The sequence below is a fragment of the Exiguobacterium sp. 17-1 genome, from assembly GCF_023096305.1.
In the GTDB taxonomy this organism is placed as follows: Bacteria; Bacillota; Bacilli; order Exiguobacteriales; family Exiguobacteriaceae; genus Exiguobacterium_A; species Exiguobacterium_A sibiricum_A.
The window spans coordinates 97,745-116,510 of record NZ_JALIGJ010000004.1; the positions used below are offsets into that span (position 1 = coordinate 97,745).

General features: G+C 48.6%; 18 protein-coding genes. 10 read left to right on the plus strand and 8 right to left on the minus strand.

Going from position 1 to position 18,766, the window contains the following annotated elements; all coding sequences use genetic code 11:
- Positions 1-33 precede the first annotated feature (33 nt).
- The 4 genes from MUN34_RS11515 to folE2 all read right to left on the minus strand — a co-directional run bounded on the left by MUN34_RS11515 (position 34) and on the right by folE2 (position 5,410).
- Positions 34-1,827, minus strand: a complete 1,794-nt coding sequence (locus MUN34_RS11515; RefSeq protein WP_026829516.1) for a carbon starvation CstA family protein — start codon at positions 1,825-1,827, stop codon at positions 34-36.
- A gap of 134 nt (positions 1,828-1,961) precedes the next feature.
- Positions 1,962-2,657, minus strand: coding sequence for a LytR/AlgR family response regulator transcription factor (locus tag MUN34_RS11520; protein WP_026829515.1), 696 nt, complete (start codon positions 2,655-2,657; stop codon positions 1,962-1,964).
- A complete protein-coding gene (locus tag MUN34_RS11525) occupies positions 2,638-4,404 on the minus strand; it encodes a LytS/YhcK type 5TM receptor domain-containing protein (RefSeq protein WP_247857835.1) in 1,767 nt (588 codons plus the stop codon). Before MUN34_RS11525 ends, MUN34_RS11520 begins: the two co-directional genes overlap by 20 nt.
- A 100-nt stretch (positions 4,405-4,504) precedes the next feature.
- On the minus strand, positions 4,505-5,410 hold the full coding sequence (gene folE2 / locus MUN34_RS11530) for a GTP cyclohydrolase FolE2 (protein WP_247857836.1): 906 nt from the start codon (positions 5,408-5,410) through the stop codon (positions 4,505-4,507).
- Between the two features lie 312 nt (positions 5,411-5,722).
- Between folE2 and MUN34_RS11535 the strand changes: the two genes are divergently transcribed.
- From MUN34_RS11535 to MUN34_RS11565, 7 genes are all read left to right on the plus strand, one after another.
- Positions 5,723-6,580 (plus strand): TerC family protein, encoded by an 858-nt coding sequence (locus MUN34_RS11535; protein WP_026829512.1) that lies wholly within the window; start codon positions 5,723-5,725, stop codon positions 6,578-6,580.
- A 153-nt stretch (positions 6,581-6,733) separates the two neighbouring features.
- Complete coding sequence (locus tag MUN34_RS11540; protein ID WP_026829511.1) at positions 6,734-7,489, plus strand: TerC family protein; 756 nt, start codon at positions 6,734-6,736, stop codon at positions 7,487-7,489.
- Positions 7,490-7,548: 59 nt separating this feature from the next.
- Positions 7,549-8,682 carry a YfbR-like 5'-deoxynucleotidase gene (locus tag MUN34_RS11545; protein WP_247857837.1) on the plus strand — a complete coding sequence of 378 codons (1,134 nt, stop codon included), beginning with the start codon at positions 7,549-7,551 and terminating at the stop codon, positions 8,680-8,682.
- A gap of 17 nt (positions 8,683-8,699) precedes the next feature.
- Positions 8,700-9,899: a Bcr/CflA family multidrug efflux MFS transporter gene (locus MUN34_RS11550; protein ID WP_026829509.1), complete on the plus strand. Its 1,200-nt coding sequence runs from the start codon at positions 8,700-8,702 to the stop codon at positions 9,897-9,899.
- A 190-nt stretch (positions 9,900-10,089) separates the two neighbouring features.
- The gene (locus tag MUN34_RS11555; protein WP_247857838.1) at positions 10,090-10,341 is read left to right on the plus strand and encodes a hypothetical protein; all 252 of its coding nucleotides are present in this window, start codon (positions 10,090-10,092) and stop codon (positions 10,339-10,341) included.
- Positions 10,331-10,852: an NfeD family protein gene (locus MUN34_RS11560; protein ID WP_026829507.1), complete on the plus strand. Its 522-nt coding sequence runs from the start codon at positions 10,331-10,333 to the stop codon at positions 10,850-10,852. The genes MUN34_RS11555 and MUN34_RS11560 overlap by 11 nt, the downstream gene beginning before the upstream one ends.
- Positions 10,849-12,369: a flotillin family protein gene (locus MUN34_RS11565; RefSeq protein ID WP_026829506.1), complete on the plus strand. Its 1,521-nt coding sequence runs from the start codon at positions 10,849-10,851 to the stop codon at positions 12,367-12,369. The genes MUN34_RS11560 and MUN34_RS11565 overlap by 4 nt, the downstream gene beginning before the upstream one ends.
- Positions 12,370-12,480: 111 nt before the next feature.
- Here MUN34_RS11565 and MUN34_RS11570 read toward each other — a convergent pair whose 3' ends face one another.
- Both MUN34_RS11570 and lipL read right to left on the minus strand, forming a co-directional pair.
- Positions 12,481-13,329 (minus strand): DegV family protein, encoded by an 849-nt coding sequence (locus MUN34_RS11570; RefSeq protein WP_247857839.1) that lies wholly within the window; start codon positions 13,327-13,329, stop codon positions 12,481-12,483.
- Between the two features lie 14 nt (positions 13,330-13,343).
- Positions 13,344-14,168, minus strand: coding sequence for an octanoyl-[GcvH]:protein N-octanoyltransferase (gene lipL / locus MUN34_RS11575; RefSeq protein WP_026829503.1), 825 nt, complete (start codon positions 14,166-14,168; stop codon positions 13,344-13,346).
- Between the two features lie 154 nt (positions 14,169-14,322).
- Here lipL and MUN34_RS11580 point away from each other — a divergent pair, with 154 nt between their 5' ends.
- The 3 genes from MUN34_RS11580 to MUN34_RS11590 all read left to right on the plus strand — a co-directional run bounded on the left by MUN34_RS11580 (position 14,323) and on the right by MUN34_RS11590 (position 17,778).
- A complete protein-coding gene (locus MUN34_RS11580; RefSeq protein ID WP_247857840.1) occupies positions 14,323-15,627 on the plus strand; it encodes an HD domain-containing protein in 1,305 nt (434 codons plus the stop codon).
- A complete protein-coding gene (locus tag MUN34_RS11585; RefSeq protein ID WP_247857841.1) occupies positions 15,624-16,475 on the plus strand; it encodes a phosphotransferase family protein in 852 nt (283 codons plus the stop codon). Before MUN34_RS11580 ends, MUN34_RS11585 begins: the two co-directional genes overlap by 4 nt.
- 124 nt (positions 16,476-16,599) lie before the next feature.
- Positions 16,600-17,778 (plus strand): NupC/NupG family nucleoside CNT transporter, encoded by a 1,179-nt coding sequence (locus MUN34_RS11590; RefSeq protein ID WP_026829500.1) that lies wholly within the window; start codon positions 16,600-16,602, stop codon positions 17,776-17,778.
- 90 nt (positions 17,779-17,868) lie between these two features.
- On the opposite strand, the gene MUN34_RS11595 is transcribed toward MUN34_RS11590, so the two are convergent.
- Positions 17,869-18,498, minus strand: coding sequence for an NAD(P)-dependent oxidoreductase (locus tag MUN34_RS11595; RefSeq protein ID WP_247857842.1), 630 nt, complete (start codon positions 18,496-18,498; stop codon positions 17,869-17,871).
- 75 nt (positions 18,499-18,573) lie between these two features.
- Positions 18,574-18,759, minus strand: a complete 186-nt coding sequence (locus MUN34_RS11600) for a 2-hydroxymuconate tautomerase (RefSeq protein ID WP_014969267.1) — start codon at positions 18,757-18,759, stop codon at positions 18,574-18,576.
- Positions 18,760-18,766: the final 7 nt, after the last annotated feature.

Consider the following 18,766-nt stretch of genomic DNA (forward strand, 5'->3'; position numbering starts at 1 on the left):
TTTGAGTCAACCCATTTGATGGATTTCCATCCATCAAGCTGATTTTTTCACTTTTTCCCAACGAGGTGAATTGAGCAATTCGATCCATTTCCGCACAGCTGAAATCGTGATGACGATGGCTAAAACACCCATCGTGACCGACAGGATCGTATTCAGAATACTGAAGCCGGCAGAGGCTGGGTTGGCATAGACGTTAGCGACCATCCAGATGTCGGCGAACGTGACCGTTACGAGCAGATAGACAAGTGGAATGAACGTCGTCAACGCATAAACTTTTTTATCGGCAATCTTCAGGATAATCGTTGTTCCGATGATCAAGCCGATCGAAGCCATCAATTGATTCGAGACACCGAACAAGGCCCAAATCGAACCGATATCGCCTGAGAAGAGCAGGTAACCCCAAAAGAACGTTCCAAGCGCACTGGCGAAAATCGCACCCGGGATCCAGTCGACCCGTTTCAACGGTTTGTAGAATTCACCGAAGAAATCTTGGATCAGGTAGCGGGCCACTCGTGTTCCGGCATCGATTGCCGTCAGGATGAAGACCGCTTCGAAAAGAATCACGAATTGGAAGAAGAAGCCGGCAATTTCACGGAACCAAGGGATGGCCCGGAAGATGAACGTCATACCGACGGCAAGTGAAACAGCTCCACCGGTCCGCCCAGCGAGATCGAGACCGATTTCCCGCGACAATTCATCGAGATAGACCGTACTCATCCCGAGTGTCGCAAAGACTTCCGGTGTCGAGTTGATGGCGAAGTAATCCCCGACTTCAAGGGAAGTCGCGGCAATCAAAGCCATGACAGCGACCAGACACTCAACGAGCATCGCACCGAAGGCGACCGGTTTGATATCGCTCCAACGATTGATCATCTTTGGTGTCGTTCCGGAGCCAACGAAGGCATGGAAGCCGGAAATCGCACCACAGGCAATCGTGATCGAGATGAACGGCCAGACCGGACCGGCAATGATGGGACCGCCGCCGTTGACGAATTTCGTGAAGGCCGGGAAGCGGATGTCAGGGTTGATGATGAAGACACCGACGATCAAGGCAAAGAATACACCGATTTTCATGAAGCTTGATAAGTAATCACGCGGTGCAAGCAACAGCCAGACCGGAAGTGCTGCAGCGAAGAAGGCGTAGATTGGTAAAGCAATCGCGAGTTGACGTGACGACAGGTCGAACCATGTTCCGATGAACGTGTCAGTCAACTGGGGACCGAAACCAATCGCAGCAAGAATTAATAGGAAACCGACGACTGAAGCCAAGGCGAGGTTACCGCCTTTTCGTAAGTAGATGCCGACACCCATGGCAATCGGAATCGTCGAGAAGACAGCGAATGTTCCCCATGGATTGTGCTCCAGTGCATGCAGAACGACCATTGATAATCCGGCCATTGTGATTGTGATGATGAAGAGCATCGCGAGACCGGCACAAAAACCGGCGACAGGTCCGAGCTCTTTTTTAGCGACTTCCGATAACGACTGTCCATCTTGACGCATCGAAGCGAACAAGACGACCATATCGTGGACGGCGCCACCGATGACGGCACCAATCAGCAACCATAAAAGTCCCGGTAAATAGCCGAACTGGGCAGCAAGTACAGGACCGACAAGCGGGCCGGCAGCGGCGATTGCTGCGAAATGGTGACCGAACGACACCCATTTGTTGGTCGGGACATAATCTTTTCCATCCGCAAATTTATGGGCCGGTGTTTCCCGGTCCTCTTTGATTTTTAAGACTTTGACAGCCATGAATGTGCCATAGAGACGATAAACGATCAATAAAATACAAATGACGGCAATAACAATTGGTGTAGCACTCATGCGTGAACCTCCTCATAAACTGGTATGAGAAAAGTGTACTTTATTTGGAAGCGCTTTCTTTTGTTTGGCGGATGAATGGTTTGTTTTAACCGATGACATGTCGAAAAAGGGGGATGAACGGAAAAAAGAAACCCTCAGATACCGAGAGCTTCCTTTAAGACTTTGACATACGTCCGGCTGACCGGCACATCAATCTGTTGGATTTTGATCGTATAGGCACCGTTGAACCAGGGTTCGATCGCTTCAATGGCAGCGAGGTTGACGAGGTAGGAACGGTGGACCCGCAGAAAGCGGTGACCGGATAATTTTCGTTCAAGTTCCTGTAACGTGTCGTTCGACGGATAGGATTCGGAACGGGTTACGATTTTCGTTTTACCGTTTTCAGCGACAATGTAGTCGACATCCTGCGGGGAAAGCAATTTTAACTGCTCTCCGGATTCGACGGCCAATCGTTCAATCCGCGGTGTTTTCAGCGCCGGTTTCCGCATGATTTTTTCAATAGCCCGAATAATCCGTGACGGATCGTACGGTTTCAAGATGTAATCGTAAGCATTCAGTTCGAAAGCTTCGAGTGCATGGGCATCATAAGCCGTCACGAATAAAATCGCAGGTGGATGAGGCATCGATTGTAATCGTTTCGCGACGTCCAGACCACTTCCGTCAGTCAGTTCGACATCTAAAAAAACGAGATCCGGCTGTAATGTCCGAACGAGTTGCTCGGCTTCACCGACGTGTCCGGTCTCGGCGATGACTTCGAGTCCGGCCCGGACAACATGATAACGCAGTTCGTCGCGGGCGAGCGGTTCATCTTCAATTAAGATCGTGCGCATGCGGCGCCTCCTTTCCTGTTTCAATCGGCAGATGGATGGTAATGCTTGTACCTTCTCCAGGTTGACTGGTCAATCGGAAAGAACCGTTTTCGGCATACAGGCTTTTGATTCGTTCCGCTGTATTGAAAAGGGCGGTTCCGGTACCACTGGATTCAATGACTTCCCGGCCGAGGCGTGCAAGCCGCTCCTCTTCAATCCCGCGTCCATTATCGACGACTTCCAACACCAATTGATCCGCGGTCAACCAGGCAGTGACGCCGACGTATCCGGTCTGCCCGGGACTGAACGCATGCTGGAAAGCATTTTCGATTAACGGTTGGAGAACAAAGGGAGGAACGAGTAGTTGTTCCGTGCCTTCCTCTAAATCAATATCAACGAATGGACGGTTCGGGAAACGGGCAGCTTCAAGCGAGATATAGGCTTCGATATGTTCCAGTTCCTTTTGCAGCGGAATTTTCGTCGAGCGGGCACCCTGCAGATTACTCCGGAAAAAGGTCGACAGTTCAAGCAGTAACGTGCGGGCTTGTTCGATATCGGTCCGGCACGAAGCATAAATCGTATTGATGGCATTAAACAAAAAGTGCGGATGAATTTGCGCTTCGAGTGCCCGGATTTCAGCATCCTTCAATAGACCGGCTTGCCGTTCCGCTTTGCCGAGGGCGAGTTGGGTCGAAAAGAGCTTCGCGAGTCCTTCAATCAATTCCACCTCGACCGCGTCGAGTAATTCAGGGTGGGGATAGTAAACCTTCAACGTCCCGATCGTCGTCTCGCCGATCGTCAACGGAGCAATGATTCCGGCTTGGAGCGGACAGTCTGCTTTCGGACAACCAATCTCATCACGGTCGGTGACGAGTCGAAGTTGTCCGTCTGTCAGGACATGTTCCGTCGGACGCGTCGTCCAGTGCCCGCCGGACCGATGATGGTCACTGCCGACACCAATATGCGCCAAAATGACGGACTGATCCGTTAAGGAGACGGCATCAGCTCGCGTTTGTTGTAACAAAATATCGGCAACGGCTTCAGCAGTTTGGATATTCAGACCGCGTGTTAAGTACGGTAATGTTAAATCAGCGATATGCAACGAACGTTCCGCTTCCCGAGCCCGGACATGTTCTTCCTCGCGCGCTGCGAGGCGGATGATCGATAAGAACAACCACACTCCAAGGACGTTGACGACGGTCATCGGAAGGAAGATGAACTGGACCAGTTCAAGGGCAGCAGGAAACGGATCAGACAACAGAAGAATCAGGGACATTTCGAAAACCATTAAAAAACCGGTCAGACAAATTGGCAACAATGCTTGGCTGCCGAGACGATCGCGCCAGTAAGGACGCAACAAGCCGCTGACGCCGCCTGCAACAACGGTCGATAAAGCACAAGCGAAGGCGGTAAAACCACCGAGTGTATATCTATGGATACCGACGAGCAGACCGGTGATCGTTCCGCCGATTGGACCGGCAAGTAATCCGCTGATGACGACAATCATCGTCCGTGTGTTCGCGATTGCCGATGTGCCATCGACCTGTTCGAGCCAGGTGTGCGGTAAAAACTTGGCCAAATCGACTTTGACACCGGTGTAGTTACTCAAAATCCCGTATGTGGCGAAAAACAGAATCAACAATCCGAACTGCCAGCCGGCTTCAGGCTGTTTCAGCAAGCGGCGTGTCGGTCCCCACTGGGCGAGGATGAACGCTAAAATGATCATGATTCCGAGTCGTTCCAGTAAAAAAGGTATGAGTTCAAACATGACATCCCTCCATTCGTCCTAAGTGTAAACGTTACCGAAAAGGAGGACAACGAAAAAAAACTCCAACCGACCCTAGGGTCGGTTGGAGTTTCCTTGCGTATTACTGTGCATCTTTATCAAACGTGATGCGTGCGATCGCATCATGCTGGTGAATTGTTTCTTCATTGCGACATTCGACGAAGAACGACGCGATTGGATCCATTTCGTAAAGATCAGCAGCGATTAAGCGCACCATATCTTCGACGAAACGCGGGTTTTCATATGCCATCTCTGTGACACGTTTTTCATCCGGACGTTTGAGGACCGGGTGCAAAGGTGCCGATGCATTGGATTCCGCTGCATCGAGAAGTTCTTGTTTCCAGTTGAAATCATCTGCTTCATCGCGTAATGAAGCTTCCATCGTCACGTAACCGCGTTGGTTATGCGCACTATACTCACTGATTTCCTTTGAACATGGGCAAAGTGTCGTCACATTGATCGTCAGACCGACAGACAATGTCGCTTCGTTTGTTTCCGTGTTGACACTGACGGTCTGCCAGACTTCGGCATTCATCAATCCGCCGAGTCCTGTTGCAGGTGCTTTACGTGTGAAGAACCATGGGTAACGGATTGTCAATTGTCCTTCCGTTTGTTCCATCCGCTCAGCAAGATCGCGTGCAAATTGGATGAGGGATTCATTCGTGACGACCCAACCCTCGTTATGATACTGATCGAGTTGTTCCGTCAAACGGCTCATGTTGATCCCTTTACGGTCTTGAACAAGCGAAGTGGACAGTTCGAATGTCGCAACGGTTGCCTGTGTCGTTTCGCCGTCTTGGATGACGACCGGATGTTTCACGTTTGAAATTCCTACAGCATCCAGTGCAAAGAGGAAATTCTTCGGTGTGTTCTGCAAGTCGATCATTTTATCTTTTTCAGTCGGCTTTGTCCCTTTAATAGGAGGAACAGAACCAAACAGCTTGTGGCGCTCTTCTTTGGTTGGCAGTGTAACCGGGTAAGTAGACATTTATATCGGCCCCTTTGTCCTTTTGTAGTAGTGCAAGTAGTAATAACATGACAGGAATGCTAGAGACGAGCAAGTCTGGTGATTCCGTGAATGTGTTGTCGCGACGTATCGTTGCTATGAATTTTATCACGAACCTTCCTAAAAATAAAACTTACAAGACTCGGAAGAAACAGTTTGCTGATTCGCAGGCATAAGTTGCTTGCAATCGGGTATAGTATCCTATAGTATATGTTCATATGAACGCATAAACGATGTGTCTAATGAAAACTTGATTTTCAATTTAAAATCGTAAACTAGGAAGGAATGAAGTAGATGGATTGGCAGTTAGTACTTCAATATGCCTGGGTCGTCCTTGTCTTAATCGCGTTAGAAGGACTACTTTCGGCAGATAACGCACTCGTCTTGGCGGTCATGGTAAAGCATTTACCGGGCGAACAGCAGAAAAAGGCTTTATTTTATGGATTAGCAGGAGCATTCGTTCTTCGATTTGCAGCATTATTTGCAATCTCATTCCTCGTCGATATCTGGCAGATCCAAGCACTTGGTGCCGCTTACCTATTGATCATGGGACTACGGCATATTTATAAAACCATTAAAGCCCGGCGGATCGGTGAGAATCATGGAGCAGAAAACGAGCTCGACGCAGAACCAAAATCAGATGAGCCGGTTTCTAAAGCAGAGTTTTGGAAAACAGTCGCAAAAATTGAATTCGCTGACCTCGCATTTGCTGTCGATTCGATTTTGGCAGCCGTCGCACTTGCCGTTGCTCTTCCGAACTGGGGAACAGGTGAAATTGGTGGCTTGAACACCGGTCACTTCGTCGTCATTTTGACAGGTGGACTGATGGGTGTCGTCTTGATGCGTTTCGCAGCCCGCGTCTTCGTTAAGTTACTGGCAGAGCGTCCGGGTCTTGAAACAGCAGCATTCGCAATTGTTGCCTGGGTCGGGGTGAAACTTGCGGTTCTCGCACTGGAACATCCGAAATACCATGTTTCAATCGAAGGTACGATTTTCGAAGCGTTGAAACTTCCTGAAGGATTCGCCCACAGCACACCGTGGCAAATCTTCTTCTGGACCGTCATGGTTGGTCTCGCACTTTGGGGTTGGTTCTCTTCTCCGAAGACGAAATCAAATCCGGATGCCGAAAAGAAAGTCGAAAAAAATCTTTAATCACACTCAGGCTCTCCATCATGGAGAGTCTTTTTTTGTCTAATCATCCGGAAGTTCGGGTAAAAAGAACAGTCAGATTCAAGTGTTCAGTCTTTTGCTTTTAGATAAGCGGCCTTATAATAAACTTACTGAACAAAAAGGGGATTCGTTTTTATGGATATTGGATTAATTACACAGTATGCGACGGTCGGACTTGTTTTAATCATCTTACAAGGTCTGCTGTCAGCCGATAACGCCATGGTTATGGCTGTTCTCGTACGTCCGTTGCCGGACGATCAACGAAAAAAAGCATTGTTTTACGGATTGATCGGAGCACTTGTCTTACGCTTCGTCGCGATTTTCTTTGCGTCTTACTTGGCGACGATTTGGGAGTTACAGGCACTCGGAGCAATTTATTTATTCTATGTTGCCTTCAAAGGGATTGTCGAGGCACGATCGAACAAACACCAGATTCCGGAGTCAGCTTCCTCTAAAAAGGCGTCACCGAATTTTTGGTGGACGGTCGTCAAGGTCGAGTTCTCTGACTTGGCGTTTGCGGTCGATTCGACGCTCGCAGCCGTTGCGATGGCAACGACGTTACCGATGATCGGCGGAACGATCGGCGGCTTGAACACAGGACAATTCTGGGTCGTCTTCTTCAGCGGAATCATTGGACTCGTCATCATGCGTTACTTCGCCAGCTGGTTTGTCGTCTTGTTACAAAAACGGCCAGGTATCGAAGAAGCTGCCTTTTGGCTCGTTGCGTGGGTCGGGGTCAAGCTAGTCGTCATGACACTGGCGCATCCGTCGATTCACGTCTTACCGCATGAATTTCCGGAAAGTACGCTTTGGCAATCAATCTTCTGGATTGTCCTCGTCTTGATTTTAGTGTTAGGTTGGTTCAGAAGTGGTCCGAAAACAGACAAATAATAACTAGAAACGGACAGGGTCATCATTCCTCTGTCCGTTTTTTATGAGGAGAGATGACGATGCAAAACGGTAATTTTATCCGTATGTTGACACGGATGCAGAATGTCCCGCGCTGGGACGAATATGCCCCTCGTTTTCCGGATAATGCGGCGAGTCACAGCTTCCGTGTCGCTTTATTCAGTTTGATGGCGAGTTATATTGAAGAAGAGGTAGCAGATACTAAATACGATCGATTGACGTTGCTTGGGAAAGCCTTGTTCCACGATATGAATGAGGTCATCACGGGACCGATTAAACACCGGACGAAAAAAGAACCGACTTTGCATGCCCACATCCAGGCGATGGAGCGGCAGGCGAGTGAAAAACTCGTAGCGTTACTGTCGAAGTCCCTTCAACCGGATTTCACGAATTATCTGGTGTTCGCAGAAGATGACTCGACAGAAGGAAAGCTGGTCGAAGCAATCGACACGTTTGATGCGATGCTGTTTGCGAAACGAGAAGCGGAAGTGACGGGATCGACGTTTTTCCGCGAGAAGACGAATGAACTCAAAGCAGCACTGTCGACTCATCCGTTGTCATCCATCCGGACGTTGACGGAGTCGGTTTGGGCAGAGGACGACATGTCGCGTTTCATTGACAATGTCTTGATGATGGATACGATCCGTCGCTGGAAAGGACGGTTCAATACGATTGACGACAATGATGCGACACATGCGTTCCGTGCGGCATCACTCGGCTTGTTCAACGGATTGATTGAGTCCAAAAAATACGGTGTGAAGATCAATACGGCAGAAGTCGTCTCACGTCTGCTGTGCCATGATCTGGTCGAAGGAACGACAGGCGATGTCCTCGGTCCCGTCAAACATGCGACGCCGGTCACGGCGGCGGCTTTTGGAGCCTATGAGCGAACGGAAGGCGAAGCGTTGATTAATCTGTTGCCGTCTTCAATGCGAAAAGAATTTCACCGGTTCGTCGTCGAGGCAAAAGATGAGACGTACGAAGGACAGATGGTCGATGTCGTCGATAAGCTCGATGCGCTGATCAAGATGAACATGGAACGGAAATTAAACGGCGTGGAATATGAGACGGGTTACCGTGCACAGTTGAAGAAAGTCCAAACGGTTTATGAAAACCCATCCGTCGTCTTCTTCCTGGCTTATGTCTTACATGATTTGGACTACGTGACATCTTAAAACAAAGGAGGAAGATCATGACGAACGCCTCACCGATTCAAACCAAACGATTGACCTTAATCCTGATTTTAGGATCACTCGCTGCACTTGGCCCGCTTTCCATTGATATGTATTTACCGGCGTTTCCGGACATGTCCCGTTCTTTTGGTGCCAGTGCTTCCTCGATTCAGCTCAGCTTGACTGCCTGTATGCTCGGGATGGCACTTGGACAGATTATCGTCGGTCCGCTCAGTGATGTCCGGGGGCGAAAACGTCCTTTGATACTGGCCCTGTTTGCCTATTTACTGGCATCACTCGCCTGTGCCTTTGCACCGACGATTGAGGTTTTGATCGCTTTACGTTTTGTTCAGGGAGCAGCCGGTGCATCCGGAATCGTTATCTCGCGGGCCATCGTCCGGGATTTGTTTGAAGGACCAGAACTGACGAAGTTTTTTGCAGCGTTATCACTGGTCAACGGAACCGCACCGATTTTGGCGCCGATCATCGGTGGACAAATTTTACGGTTCGGCGACTGGCGCGTCGTGTTTTATCTGCTCGCCATCTTAAGTACGTTAATGCTGATTGCAGTCGCATTCCGGTTGCCGGAAACACTACCTGTCCATCACCGGGTCGAAGGGAATTTGAAGACGACATTTCAAACGTTTGGAAGGCTGTTATCGGACCGGACCTTCATCGGTTATGCTTTTGCCCAAGCGTTTGCCATGGGCGCGATGTTTGCGTATATTTCCGGATCCCCATTCGTGTTACAGAATATCTACGGCGCAAGTCCGCAGCAATTCAGTTTCTTATTTGGTCTGAACGGTATCGGGATCATTCTTGCTGCCCAAACAGCAGGACGGTTGGCAGGACGCGTCGATAGTCAAAAAATGATGCGGATTGCCTTGACGGTCGTCGCCTTAGCCGGGATCTGTCTGTTTCTTGCTCTGACTTTATCCAGCTCCCTGATTCTCGTCATGATTCCGTTGTTCTTCGTCGTTTCGAGTGTCGGTATGATTTCGACACTCGGTTTTACGCTCGCGATGCAAAACTACGGTTCAACGGCCGGAAGTGCCTCGGCATTGCTTGGTCTGTTGCCGATGCTTGTCGGCTCACTTGTGTCACCGCTTGTTGGTGTGATGGGGGAAGATTCGGCTTTGCCGATGGGGTTAATCATCATGACACTTGATTGTTTGGCTTTACTTGTCTATACCTTATTGATTGTGCGAAAAAAAGCATAAGATTTTTTTTACAGGAGAAACTGCTTTAAAAATGACTCAAATGATGTTTTGTTAGGACCGACTTTTAAGTTGGTCCTTTTTTGTTGATTATGTCTGTAAATTCCAGAAAAAAATCAGAGGATTTTGAAACTATTTCCAAAAATAAATCGTAAATAAAGAAGAGCTCAGCACAGAAGAGAGGAGCAGTCGGATGAAAAAACGATCTCTTTCGGATACACGGCCGGTATCTGAACCAAAGAATCAGAGAACACTGGAGAGTTTGTTGGCGCGACATTACGCGGCACAAAAAAAGTATGCCCGCCGATGTGAAGAAGCAGGCAGTCCACGGGAAAAAGAATTAGCCGAATTATTATATGAAGAAAATCGACACGCATATCTTCAAGCCTATCGGCAACTGTACGGATCGAATTCGTTTATCGAGGTGATAGAAGATGGACGTTAGTACGCTTTATCTGTATGCCCTTGCCGCCGCAGCCTGTGGTGTTTTATTGTCTGTTATTTTTTCAGACTTGATTCCCGGCATCGATCAAATCTTTCATCCGACGTTAATCCTATCCTTTGTTATTTTGACATCTGCTTTTGGATTTGGACTGGAACACCTGACGTCGCTCGGTTCGCTTGTTGTTTTGCTGATCAGTGCCGGCATCAGTCTCATTTTGACGTCTTTACTGCACTTATTTATTTTTGTTCCGCTTGCTAAAGCAGAGCAGTCAATCAGTTTTTCGGAACAGACACTCGAAGGACGCAGTGCTCTCGTCATCACCCCGATTCCTGAAAACGGGTACGGCGAAATTCTCGTCGACGATGTCTCGGGACGAATTGCCAAATCTGCTGTTCTTTTTGAAGGGCCGGCGTTAGAACAAGGAACAAAAGTCATCATCATTGAAATTAAACAAGGCGTGGCCCATGTCATGACCTATCCCACAAGGTGGAAAGAGGAGATGTTTTCATGAACCCGATTATTATCGTGGCTATTATTGCTGGTGCGTTGATCTTAGCGCTGATTGCCTTATTCGTGACAAAGTACCGCACAGTTGGACCGGAGGAAGCGTTAATCGTTTCCGGAAGTTATCTTGGAAATAGTCCGACCGTCAACACCGATGAATCCGGCAATCGGGTCAAAATCATTCGCGGTGGCGGAGCATTCATCTTACCGGTCTTTCAACAAGCATCCCCGCTCAGCCTGCTGTCAAGCAAGCTCGAAGTAACGACACCGGAAGTCTATACGGAGCAAGGTGTTCCGGTCATGGCAGACGGGACAGCCATCATCAAAATCGGCAGCTCGATTTCCGAAATCGCAACGGCAGCCGAACAATTCCTTGGTAAATCAAAGGAAGACCGGGAAGGCGAAGCACGTGAAGTACTCGAAGGTCATTTGCGGTCGATCCTCGGTTCGATGACGGTCGAAGAGATTTATAAGAACCGGGATAAATTCTCGCAAGAAGTGCAACGGGTCGCCTCGCAGGATTTAGCGAAAATGGGACTGATCATCGTATCGTTTACAATCAAAGACGTACGCGATAAGAACGGTTACCTCGAATCACTCGGAAAACCGCGGATTGCCCAGGTCCGAAGAGATGCTGATATCGCAACAGCCGATGCAGAAAAAGAAACACGAATCAAACGGGCAGAAGCGTCAAAAGATGCGAAAAAAGCTGAACTTGAACGGGCGACGGAAATTGCGGAAGCGGAAAAAGAAAATCAGCTGAAGATGGCTGATTACCGCCGTGAACAGGATATCGCGAAAGCGAAAGCCGACCAGGCGTATGATCTTGAAAATGCCCGCGCTCAGCAGGAAGTCACGGAACAACAGATGCAAATTAAAATCATCGAACGTCAGAAACAAATCGAGCTTGAAGAACGTGAGATTCTCCGTCGTGAGAAACAATACGATGCGGAAGTCAAAAAACGGGCCGACGCCGACCGTTATTCGATTGAGCAGGCGGCCCAAGCCGATCGTGCGAAACAATATGCGGAAGCCGATGCGACGAAGTACCGGATTGAAGCCTCTGCGAAAGCCGACGCCGAACGGATTCGTCTCGACGGTTTGGCGAAAGCGGAAGCCGAACGGGCGCAAGGGGAGACGGAAGCGGATATCATCCGTCTGAAAGGTCTCGCGGAAGCGGAAGCCAAAGAAAAAATCGCTCAGGCGTTCGAACAGTTCGGACAAGCGGCAATCCTCGACATGGTCGTCCGGATGATGCCGGAATATGCGAAACAGGTCGCAGCACCACTCGGCAACATCGACAAGATTACGGTCGTCGATACGGGAAGCGGTGAGGGCGGCGGTGCAAACCGGGTGACCGGATACGCAACCGACTTGATGGCTTCGTTGCAGGAGACGCTTAAAGCGTCATCCGGTATCGATGTCAAAGACTTGATTGAAAACTTCTCGGGTAAAGGAACGGCGAAACCATTGACGGTCAACTTGAATCAAGGAGAACCGGTAGCGTCCGGCAAACCTGAATGAAACCGAACATGATTTTAACGGTCTTCTTAAAATAACTGAAAAAAATCCGAATGCTCCCATCCCTCTGTCAAAAACAAGAGGTGGGGACATTCGGATTTTTTAAATGACGAATCAGGCCGGTAAATCATAGCCGATGACGATTAATCCGGGACCGGTGTGAGAACCAATCGCGGCTCCAGCGACTGTAATCAGGATTTCACTTGGTGAGAACTGGGCTTCAATCAACTGTTTCAGTTGTTCCGCCCGTTCGATTGAATCGCCGTGACCGATGATGATCCGGTGTCCATCAATGGCAGGACGTGCTTCTTCCATCCATTCGACAATCCGGTTCATGACTTTTTTCTGTCCGCGGATTTTTTCTTTTGGAATCAGTTTCCCGTCTTCGACCGTCAAGAGCGGCAGGATTGACAGCAGGCCACCGATAAAGGCACTTGCCCGCGAAACCCGGCCGCCGCGCATCAAGTATTCCAAAGATTCGACCGTAAACAAGTGCCGAATAGTATTTACTTTTTGCTCGGCATACGTTTTTGTTTCCTCAAACGAATGGGTTTTCGCAAATGCAGCGACGTCCAACACGAACAGTCCCTGACCGGTCGAGGCTGTTTTTGTGTTGATGATGGCATACGGGACATCCGGATACGTTTCAGCAAGCTCTGCTGCAAGCATCGTTGCCGTTTGATACGTCCCGGACAATTCACTGGAAAATGCCAGATAGAGGAACGGTTCACCTTGTTTAAAGTGTTCTGTAAAGACTTCGACCATCCGTGACACTTCTACTTGAAACGTCTTTGGTGCCGCCCCGTTCCGCATTTTTTCATATAATTCGACCGGTGAAATCGATTCACCGTCGAAAAATGTCTCTTCGTCAATCAACACGCCGAACGGCATGACGGTGAAGCCGTAAGCATCGAGTAATTCTTTGGGTGCATCGGCACCGCTGTCTGTAATAAAACGTACCATGTGCGTTCTCTCCTTTATTCACCTAGGACTTTTTCATTTCGATCCAACATCCGACCCAGGTTTACACCGAAGCGTTCGTTTTCGACCTCGCTCAAGACGGACGGTGTGAGTGTGGCGCCAAGTTCCATCAAGGAGCGATAAACACGTATCAAGCAGTCTTCGACCGTCAAAGGACGTTGCAACAGTTCTTCCAAAGACGCCATTGTTTCCGGAACGACTGTCGGATAGACGAACTTCGTCGTTTCTCCTTGAAGGGCGGCAACATAAAAATCACGGACAAGTTGCGCCCGGGCACTGCCACTGCCCTTCACGCAGAGATAAATTTGAACCGCGACGCCTCCACGGACACGCCGCTGTGAAATCCCGGCGAACTTTTTGCCGGCAATCGATAAATCATACGATCCGGGGCAATATGATCCGACGACTTCGCCGGCGACGATGGCATCCGTTTCTTCGGCGAACATGCGACGGACAAGGGCGAGCATCGCTTCATAACCGCTGTCGATATCGATTCCGCCGCGTTCCGGAAGCACAAGCGAGATGTTCAGGACACCGGCATCGAGCACGACGGCAAGACCGCCGGAATTGCGGATGACCGGTTGAAAACCACGGGCGTGTAAGACGTCGATGCCGTCATCGAGGTGAGGGAGACGCGCATCCTGAATACCGAGGACAACCGTTTCGTGGTGGACCCAGGAGCGGATGGCGGCACCTTCTGTAGCGACGGAGGCGCACAATGTATCGTCCATCGCAAACGATTGTGTGGCATGAAAGGTGTTTCCGAGTGACGTTTGATCAAAAATACGATAATGTTCTTGTTTTAAGAGTTCGATTCCCATAGGCTCGTTCCTTTTTTTCTGGATTTGCGACACCATTATAGCATAGGGCAATGTAAACTTTCTGTAAGAAGCAAGGCAAGCAACAGGAACGGACCGTTTTAAACCGAAATATGAACTATAACGATCGAGAACGAACCATTAAAGGAGAGAGTGTATGTATCAGTCACTGGGGCAATTAAAAGAAACAAAGGTATTTAAGGATCCCGTTCATCGTTACATCTACGTCAGTGACCAATTGATCTGGCAATTGATCGGAACAAAGGAATTTCAACGCTTGCGCCGGATCAAACAACTCGGAACATCGTTTTTGACGTTCCATGGAGCCGAGCACACCCGTTTCCACCATTCGCTCGGCGTGTACGAGATTACGCGGCAGTTGATTGACGTCTTTAACGGTCGGGCTGACTGGGACGATCAGTACCGTGAATTGACACTGGTCGCGGCACTGCTGCACGACGTCGGACACGGACCATTTTCCCATGCCTTTGAGAATGTCTTTGGCGTTGATCACGAGGAATGGACGGAACGGATCATTTTGGGGGATACAGAAATCAAGCAGGTCCTCGATCAAGTCGGCGAAGGATTTGCAGAAGAAGTCGCGTCAATCATCAATAAAACCCATCCGAACCAATTGCTCGTGACGATGATCAGTTCCCAGCTCGATGTCGACCGGATGGACTACCTGTTGCGGGATGCCCATTTCGCCGGTGTCAGTTACGGGAAGTTTGACCTCGAACGGATGTTGCGTGTCCTGCGTCCGGCACCGAATCAGATGGTCGTCAAGCAGTCCGGCATGCACTCGATCGAAGATTACATCATGCGACGTTATCAGATGTACTGGCAAGTCTACCTCCATCCTGTCACGCGATCGAGTGATTATTTATTAAAAGCGATCCTTGAACGGGCCAAAGAACTGTATACGGGCGATTACGAATTTGCGATTGATCCGATTCATTTAAGTCCACTCTTTACACAACAGATGTCCTTAAAAAACTATTTGGCACTCGACGAGACAATCGTCTACTTCTACTTCCAACAGTGGGCGGAGGAGAAGGACGTTGTATTAAGCGATCTGGCACGTCGGTTCGTCGACCGGAAATTATTTAAATATGTCGATTACCCGGCCGATAAACGGGCGCGTGTTCATAAAAAACTCTGTTCATTATTTGAACAGATCAGTCTTGATCCGACCTATTATCTACTCGAAGACAAGCTCAGCCGCCTGCCGTATGACTTGTACGGTGACAATGGAGAAATCAGCAAACAACCGATTATGCTGCAGATGAAAAACGGTCAGATGAAAGAGATCTCGCAAGTCTCGCCCCTCGTTCAAGCGATTGCCAATTCGCGTCAGACGGACGAGAAGCTGTTTTATCCGCAGGAAATCCTGCATGACTTACGGGAATTTGCGAACGAGAAGATGCAAATCGATCAATTGTTACTTGGAGAAGAAGCGTGAACAAGATCATCGCAACGATTTTGCAACGTGTCGGATTGGAAGGGGAAACTGTTATCCCCTTAAAGGGTGCGACTTCCTCGCATGTGTTTCGAGCAGGAGATAGTGTCTTTCGAATCCATACAAATGCTGCCTGGCTGAAGCAGGAACCGGACCTCGTCGCGCACGAGGTCTTTGCGTTACAGGCGACTGGGATGTTAGGACCGGATGTCGAAAATTATCAATTGATGTGGGACGGTCAGATTCCGCCCTGGATTCAAATGACGCATTTACCGGGCGACGTCCGACTTGAGCCGTTAAATCGAGCGTATCTCAGACAATTGGCAAAAACGTTAGCGGCGATTCATCAACTGCCGGTTCCGGAAGCCCGGTATCGGTATGCACCATACGTGACGAAGCGAACAGTTCCTTCCTGGACAGTTCAAACAGAAGTCTGGCAACGGGCCGTGGCAGAACCACCGGCGACGAGTCAGCAAATTCGATTCATCCATCGTGATTTCCATCCAGTCAATGTGTTATACGAATCAGTTGAAAAGTATAACGTAGTTGATTGGATTAATGCCTGTGTCGGACCAATTGAAGCAGACGTCGCCCATTGCCGATTAAATTTGGCATTGCTTGAATCAATGGAGGCAGCAGATCAATTTTTAGCTGAATATATTGCCTGCAGTGGATTTTCGTACGATCGAAAATGGGATTTAACGGCTGTTTTTGATTTTGAACCGGACACCGTCGATGTTTATGCCGGTTGGAAAGCATATGGGAAGACGAACATCAGTCAGGGCAATGTTCGGGAACGGATGGAAAACATTGTATTGAAAGTTTATGAAAATGACGAAAGCGGTTACTAAATGAACTTTACCCCTTGCAGTTCTTCCGAATGTTGATTATTCTAGTACTTGGGAAAGAGATTGAACGTCAGACCTCGTACTTATGTACAACTGATAAAATAAACTATGGATTGAGGGATAGTTCGTGAAATATTTAATCGCAATACTGGGACTTGTCATCGTGTTTGGTTTGGCATACCTTGTCAGTAGCAACCGTAAAGGCATCAAATTGAAACCGCTTGCGGTCATGCTAGTGCTTCAGCTTGTACTTGGATACATCCTGTTGAATACGTCATTCGGCTATATCGTCATTAAAGGTGTCGCTCGAGTGTTCGAGAAATTGCTCAGTTATGCCGCAATCGGAATCAACTTCGTATTCGGTGGATTAGCGAACGAAGGCGCGCAGCCGTTCTTCATCAATGTCCTGTTACCAATCGTTTTCATCTCGGCTTTAATCGGGATTTTACAGTTCACAAAAATCCTGCCGCTCTTGATGCGCGGGATCGGGTTTGTCCTTTCGAAAATTAACGGAATGGGACAACTTGAGTCATATAATGCCGTAGCGTCAGCTGCGATCGGTCAATCAGAAGTTTTCATCACTGTTAAAAAACAAATCGGTAAATTACCGCCGAACCGTTTGTATACATTGTGTGCGTCTGCGATGTCGACGGTTTCGATGTCAATTGTCGGTGCATACATGACGATGGTCGAACCAAAATATGTTGTCACAGCAATCGTCTTAAACTTGTTTGGTGGATTCATGATTGTTTCCATCATCAATCCGTACACAGTTGATCCAAAAGAAGACATTTTAGAAATCGTTGAAGAAAAACAAACGTTCTTCGAAATGCTCGGCGAATACATCCTGGATGGATTCAAAGTCGCGATCATCGTCGGAGCGATGTTGATCGGATATAACGCCTTAATCGGCATGGTCAACGATATCTTCTTAATGGTTCTCGGAATCTCGTTCCAGGAAATTCTCGGTTACATCTTTGCGCCGTTCGCCTTTATCATGGGTGTTCCATGGGCGGAAGCGGTCAGTGCCGGTAGTGTCATGGCAACGAAATTGATTACAAACGAATTCGTCGCGATGCTCAGCCTGCCTGAATATGCAAAAGAATTCTCAGCACGGACACTTGGAATCGTTTCTGTCTTCCTGATCTCATTCGCTAACTTCTCGTCAATCGGGATCATCGCTGGTGCTGTCAAAGGACTGGACGATCGTCAAGGAAGTGTCGCAGCGAGCTTCGGTCTGAAGTTGCTTTACGGAGCAACACTTGTCAGTGTCTTGACGGCAATCGTCGTCAGTATTTTACTCTAAATCGTATAAGAATGACGGACATGTCATTCCTTAAAACAAAGAAGGACCTGATTGTAAAAAATCAGGTCCTTCTTTTTGTTTCCGATACTTTTAGCCGCGTGAAGCAATTCCAACCCGTTCGCGATGGAACAGCCCTTCATCGTAAACTTCGTAAGCGAAGCGGGCGACATTGATCCGTGGGATTGGACCGGTTTCGTGGGTGAATCGATTGGATTCAATCAAGACGTCCTCAATCGCGTCTTCTTCGACGAGTTGTGTCGGACAAATAATGGTATAGTCGACATCCGCGTCTTTTAACGTCAAGTAGGCTTTGAGATGATCTTCAGCCGCGATGGTCGAGCGGCGGCGGGATTCACTGGACTGGAAACGATATTTTCCCGGTTCTTCTGAAGCATCAAGGATGCCGGCCGTTCCTACGAAAACAATCCGTTCGATCTGTTGTTCCTTCATCTTAATGATGAGATGGGGAACTGCAACGGAAAGAATTTGTTTTTGATCGGTTCCTAAACAGCTGAAGACGGCAGTCGTCCCCTCGATGACCCGTTCGAGATCGTCTGCATTAGTCGCATCTCCTTTGAGAATCGTCAAGTGGGGATGGTCAGGCAGTCCATGTTGTTCCGATCGAACGAGGACCCGGACTTCATGTCCTTTCTCCAATAAACGATCCAGTAAAGGGCGTCCTGTACGTCCTGTTGCTCCAAGTAAGCTTACTGTTGCCATGATGATTCATCCTTCCTGTGATAAGTATATGGAACAGGAGGAACGACGGGTTAGATCGTTCCTCCTGAAAAGTGTTTATTTATCCGCGAACATGACGCCAGCTTGACCATAATCGGTTTTCTCCATCTCTTCGATGAAGACAGTGACGTTTTCTTTTGGAGCATCAACAGATTCGGACACGGCTGCTGTGACTTTTTCGATCAAAGCACGTTTTTGTTCAACGGTACGTCCGGCTAACATCTTGACTGTAACGTAAGGCATATCAGAT

What these genes read in the sequence shown, in the direction of transcription:
- MUN34_RS11515 (WP_026829516.1), bottom strand. Translation starts at nt 1,827, where the DNA reads ATGAGTGCTACACCAATTGTTATTGCCGTCATTTGTATTTTATTGATC.
- MUN34_RS11520 (WP_026829515.1), bottom strand. Translation starts at nt 2,657, where the DNA reads ATGCGCACGATCTTAATTGAAGATGAACCGCTCGCCCGCGACGAACTG.
- MUN34_RS11525 (WP_247857835.1), bottom strand. Translation starts at nt 4,404, where the DNA reads ATGTTTGAACTCATACCTTTTTTACTGGAACGACTCGGAATCATGATC.
- folE2 (WP_247857836.1), bottom strand. Translation starts at nt 5,410, where the DNA reads ATGTCTACTTACCCGGTTACACTGCCAACCAAAGAAGAGCGCCACAAG.
- MUN34_RS11535 (WP_026829512.1), top strand. Translation starts at nt 5,723, where the DNA reads ATGGATTGGCAGTTAGTACTTCAATATGCCTGGGTCGTCCTTGTCTTA.
- MUN34_RS11540 (WP_026829511.1), top strand. Translation starts at nt 6,734, where the DNA reads ATGGATATTGGATTAATTACACAGTATGCGACGGTCGGACTTGTTTTA.
- MUN34_RS11545 (WP_247857837.1), top strand. Translation starts at nt 7,549, where the DNA reads ATGCAAAACGGTAATTTTATCCGTATGTTGACACGGATGCAGAATGTC.
- MUN34_RS11550 (WP_026829509.1), top strand. Translation starts at nt 8,700, where the DNA reads ATGACGAACGCCTCACCGATTCAAACCAAACGATTGACCTTAATCCTG.
- MUN34_RS11555 (WP_247857838.1), top strand. Translation starts at nt 10,090, where the DNA reads ATGAAAAAACGATCTCTTTCGGATACACGGCCGGTATCTGAACCAAAG.
- MUN34_RS11560 (WP_026829507.1), top strand. Translation starts at nt 10,331, where the DNA reads ATGGACGTTAGTACGCTTTATCTGTATGCCCTTGCCGCCGCAGCCTGT.
- MUN34_RS11565 (WP_026829506.1), top strand. Translation starts at nt 10,849, where the DNA reads ATGAACCCGATTATTATCGTGGCTATTATTGCTGGTGCGTTGATCTTA.
- MUN34_RS11570 (WP_247857839.1), bottom strand. Translation starts at nt 13,329, where the DNA reads ATGGTACGTTTTATTACAGACAGCGGTGCCGATGCACCCAAAGAATTA.
- lipL (WP_026829503.1), bottom strand. Translation starts at nt 14,168, where the DNA reads ATGGGAATCGAACTCTTAAAACAAGAACATTATCGTATTTTTGATCAA.
- MUN34_RS11580 (WP_247857840.1), top strand. Translation starts at nt 14,323, where the DNA reads ATGTATCAGTCACTGGGGCAATTAAAAGAAACAAAGGTATTTAAGGAT.
- MUN34_RS11595 (WP_247857842.1), bottom strand. Translation starts at nt 18,498, where the DNA reads ATGGCAACAGTAAGCTTACTTGGAGCAACAGGACGTACAGGACGCCCT.
- MUN34_RS11600 (WP_014969267.1), bottom strand. Translation starts at nt 18,759, where the DNA reads ATGCCTTACGTTACAGTCAAGATGTTAGCCGGACGTACCGTTGAACAA.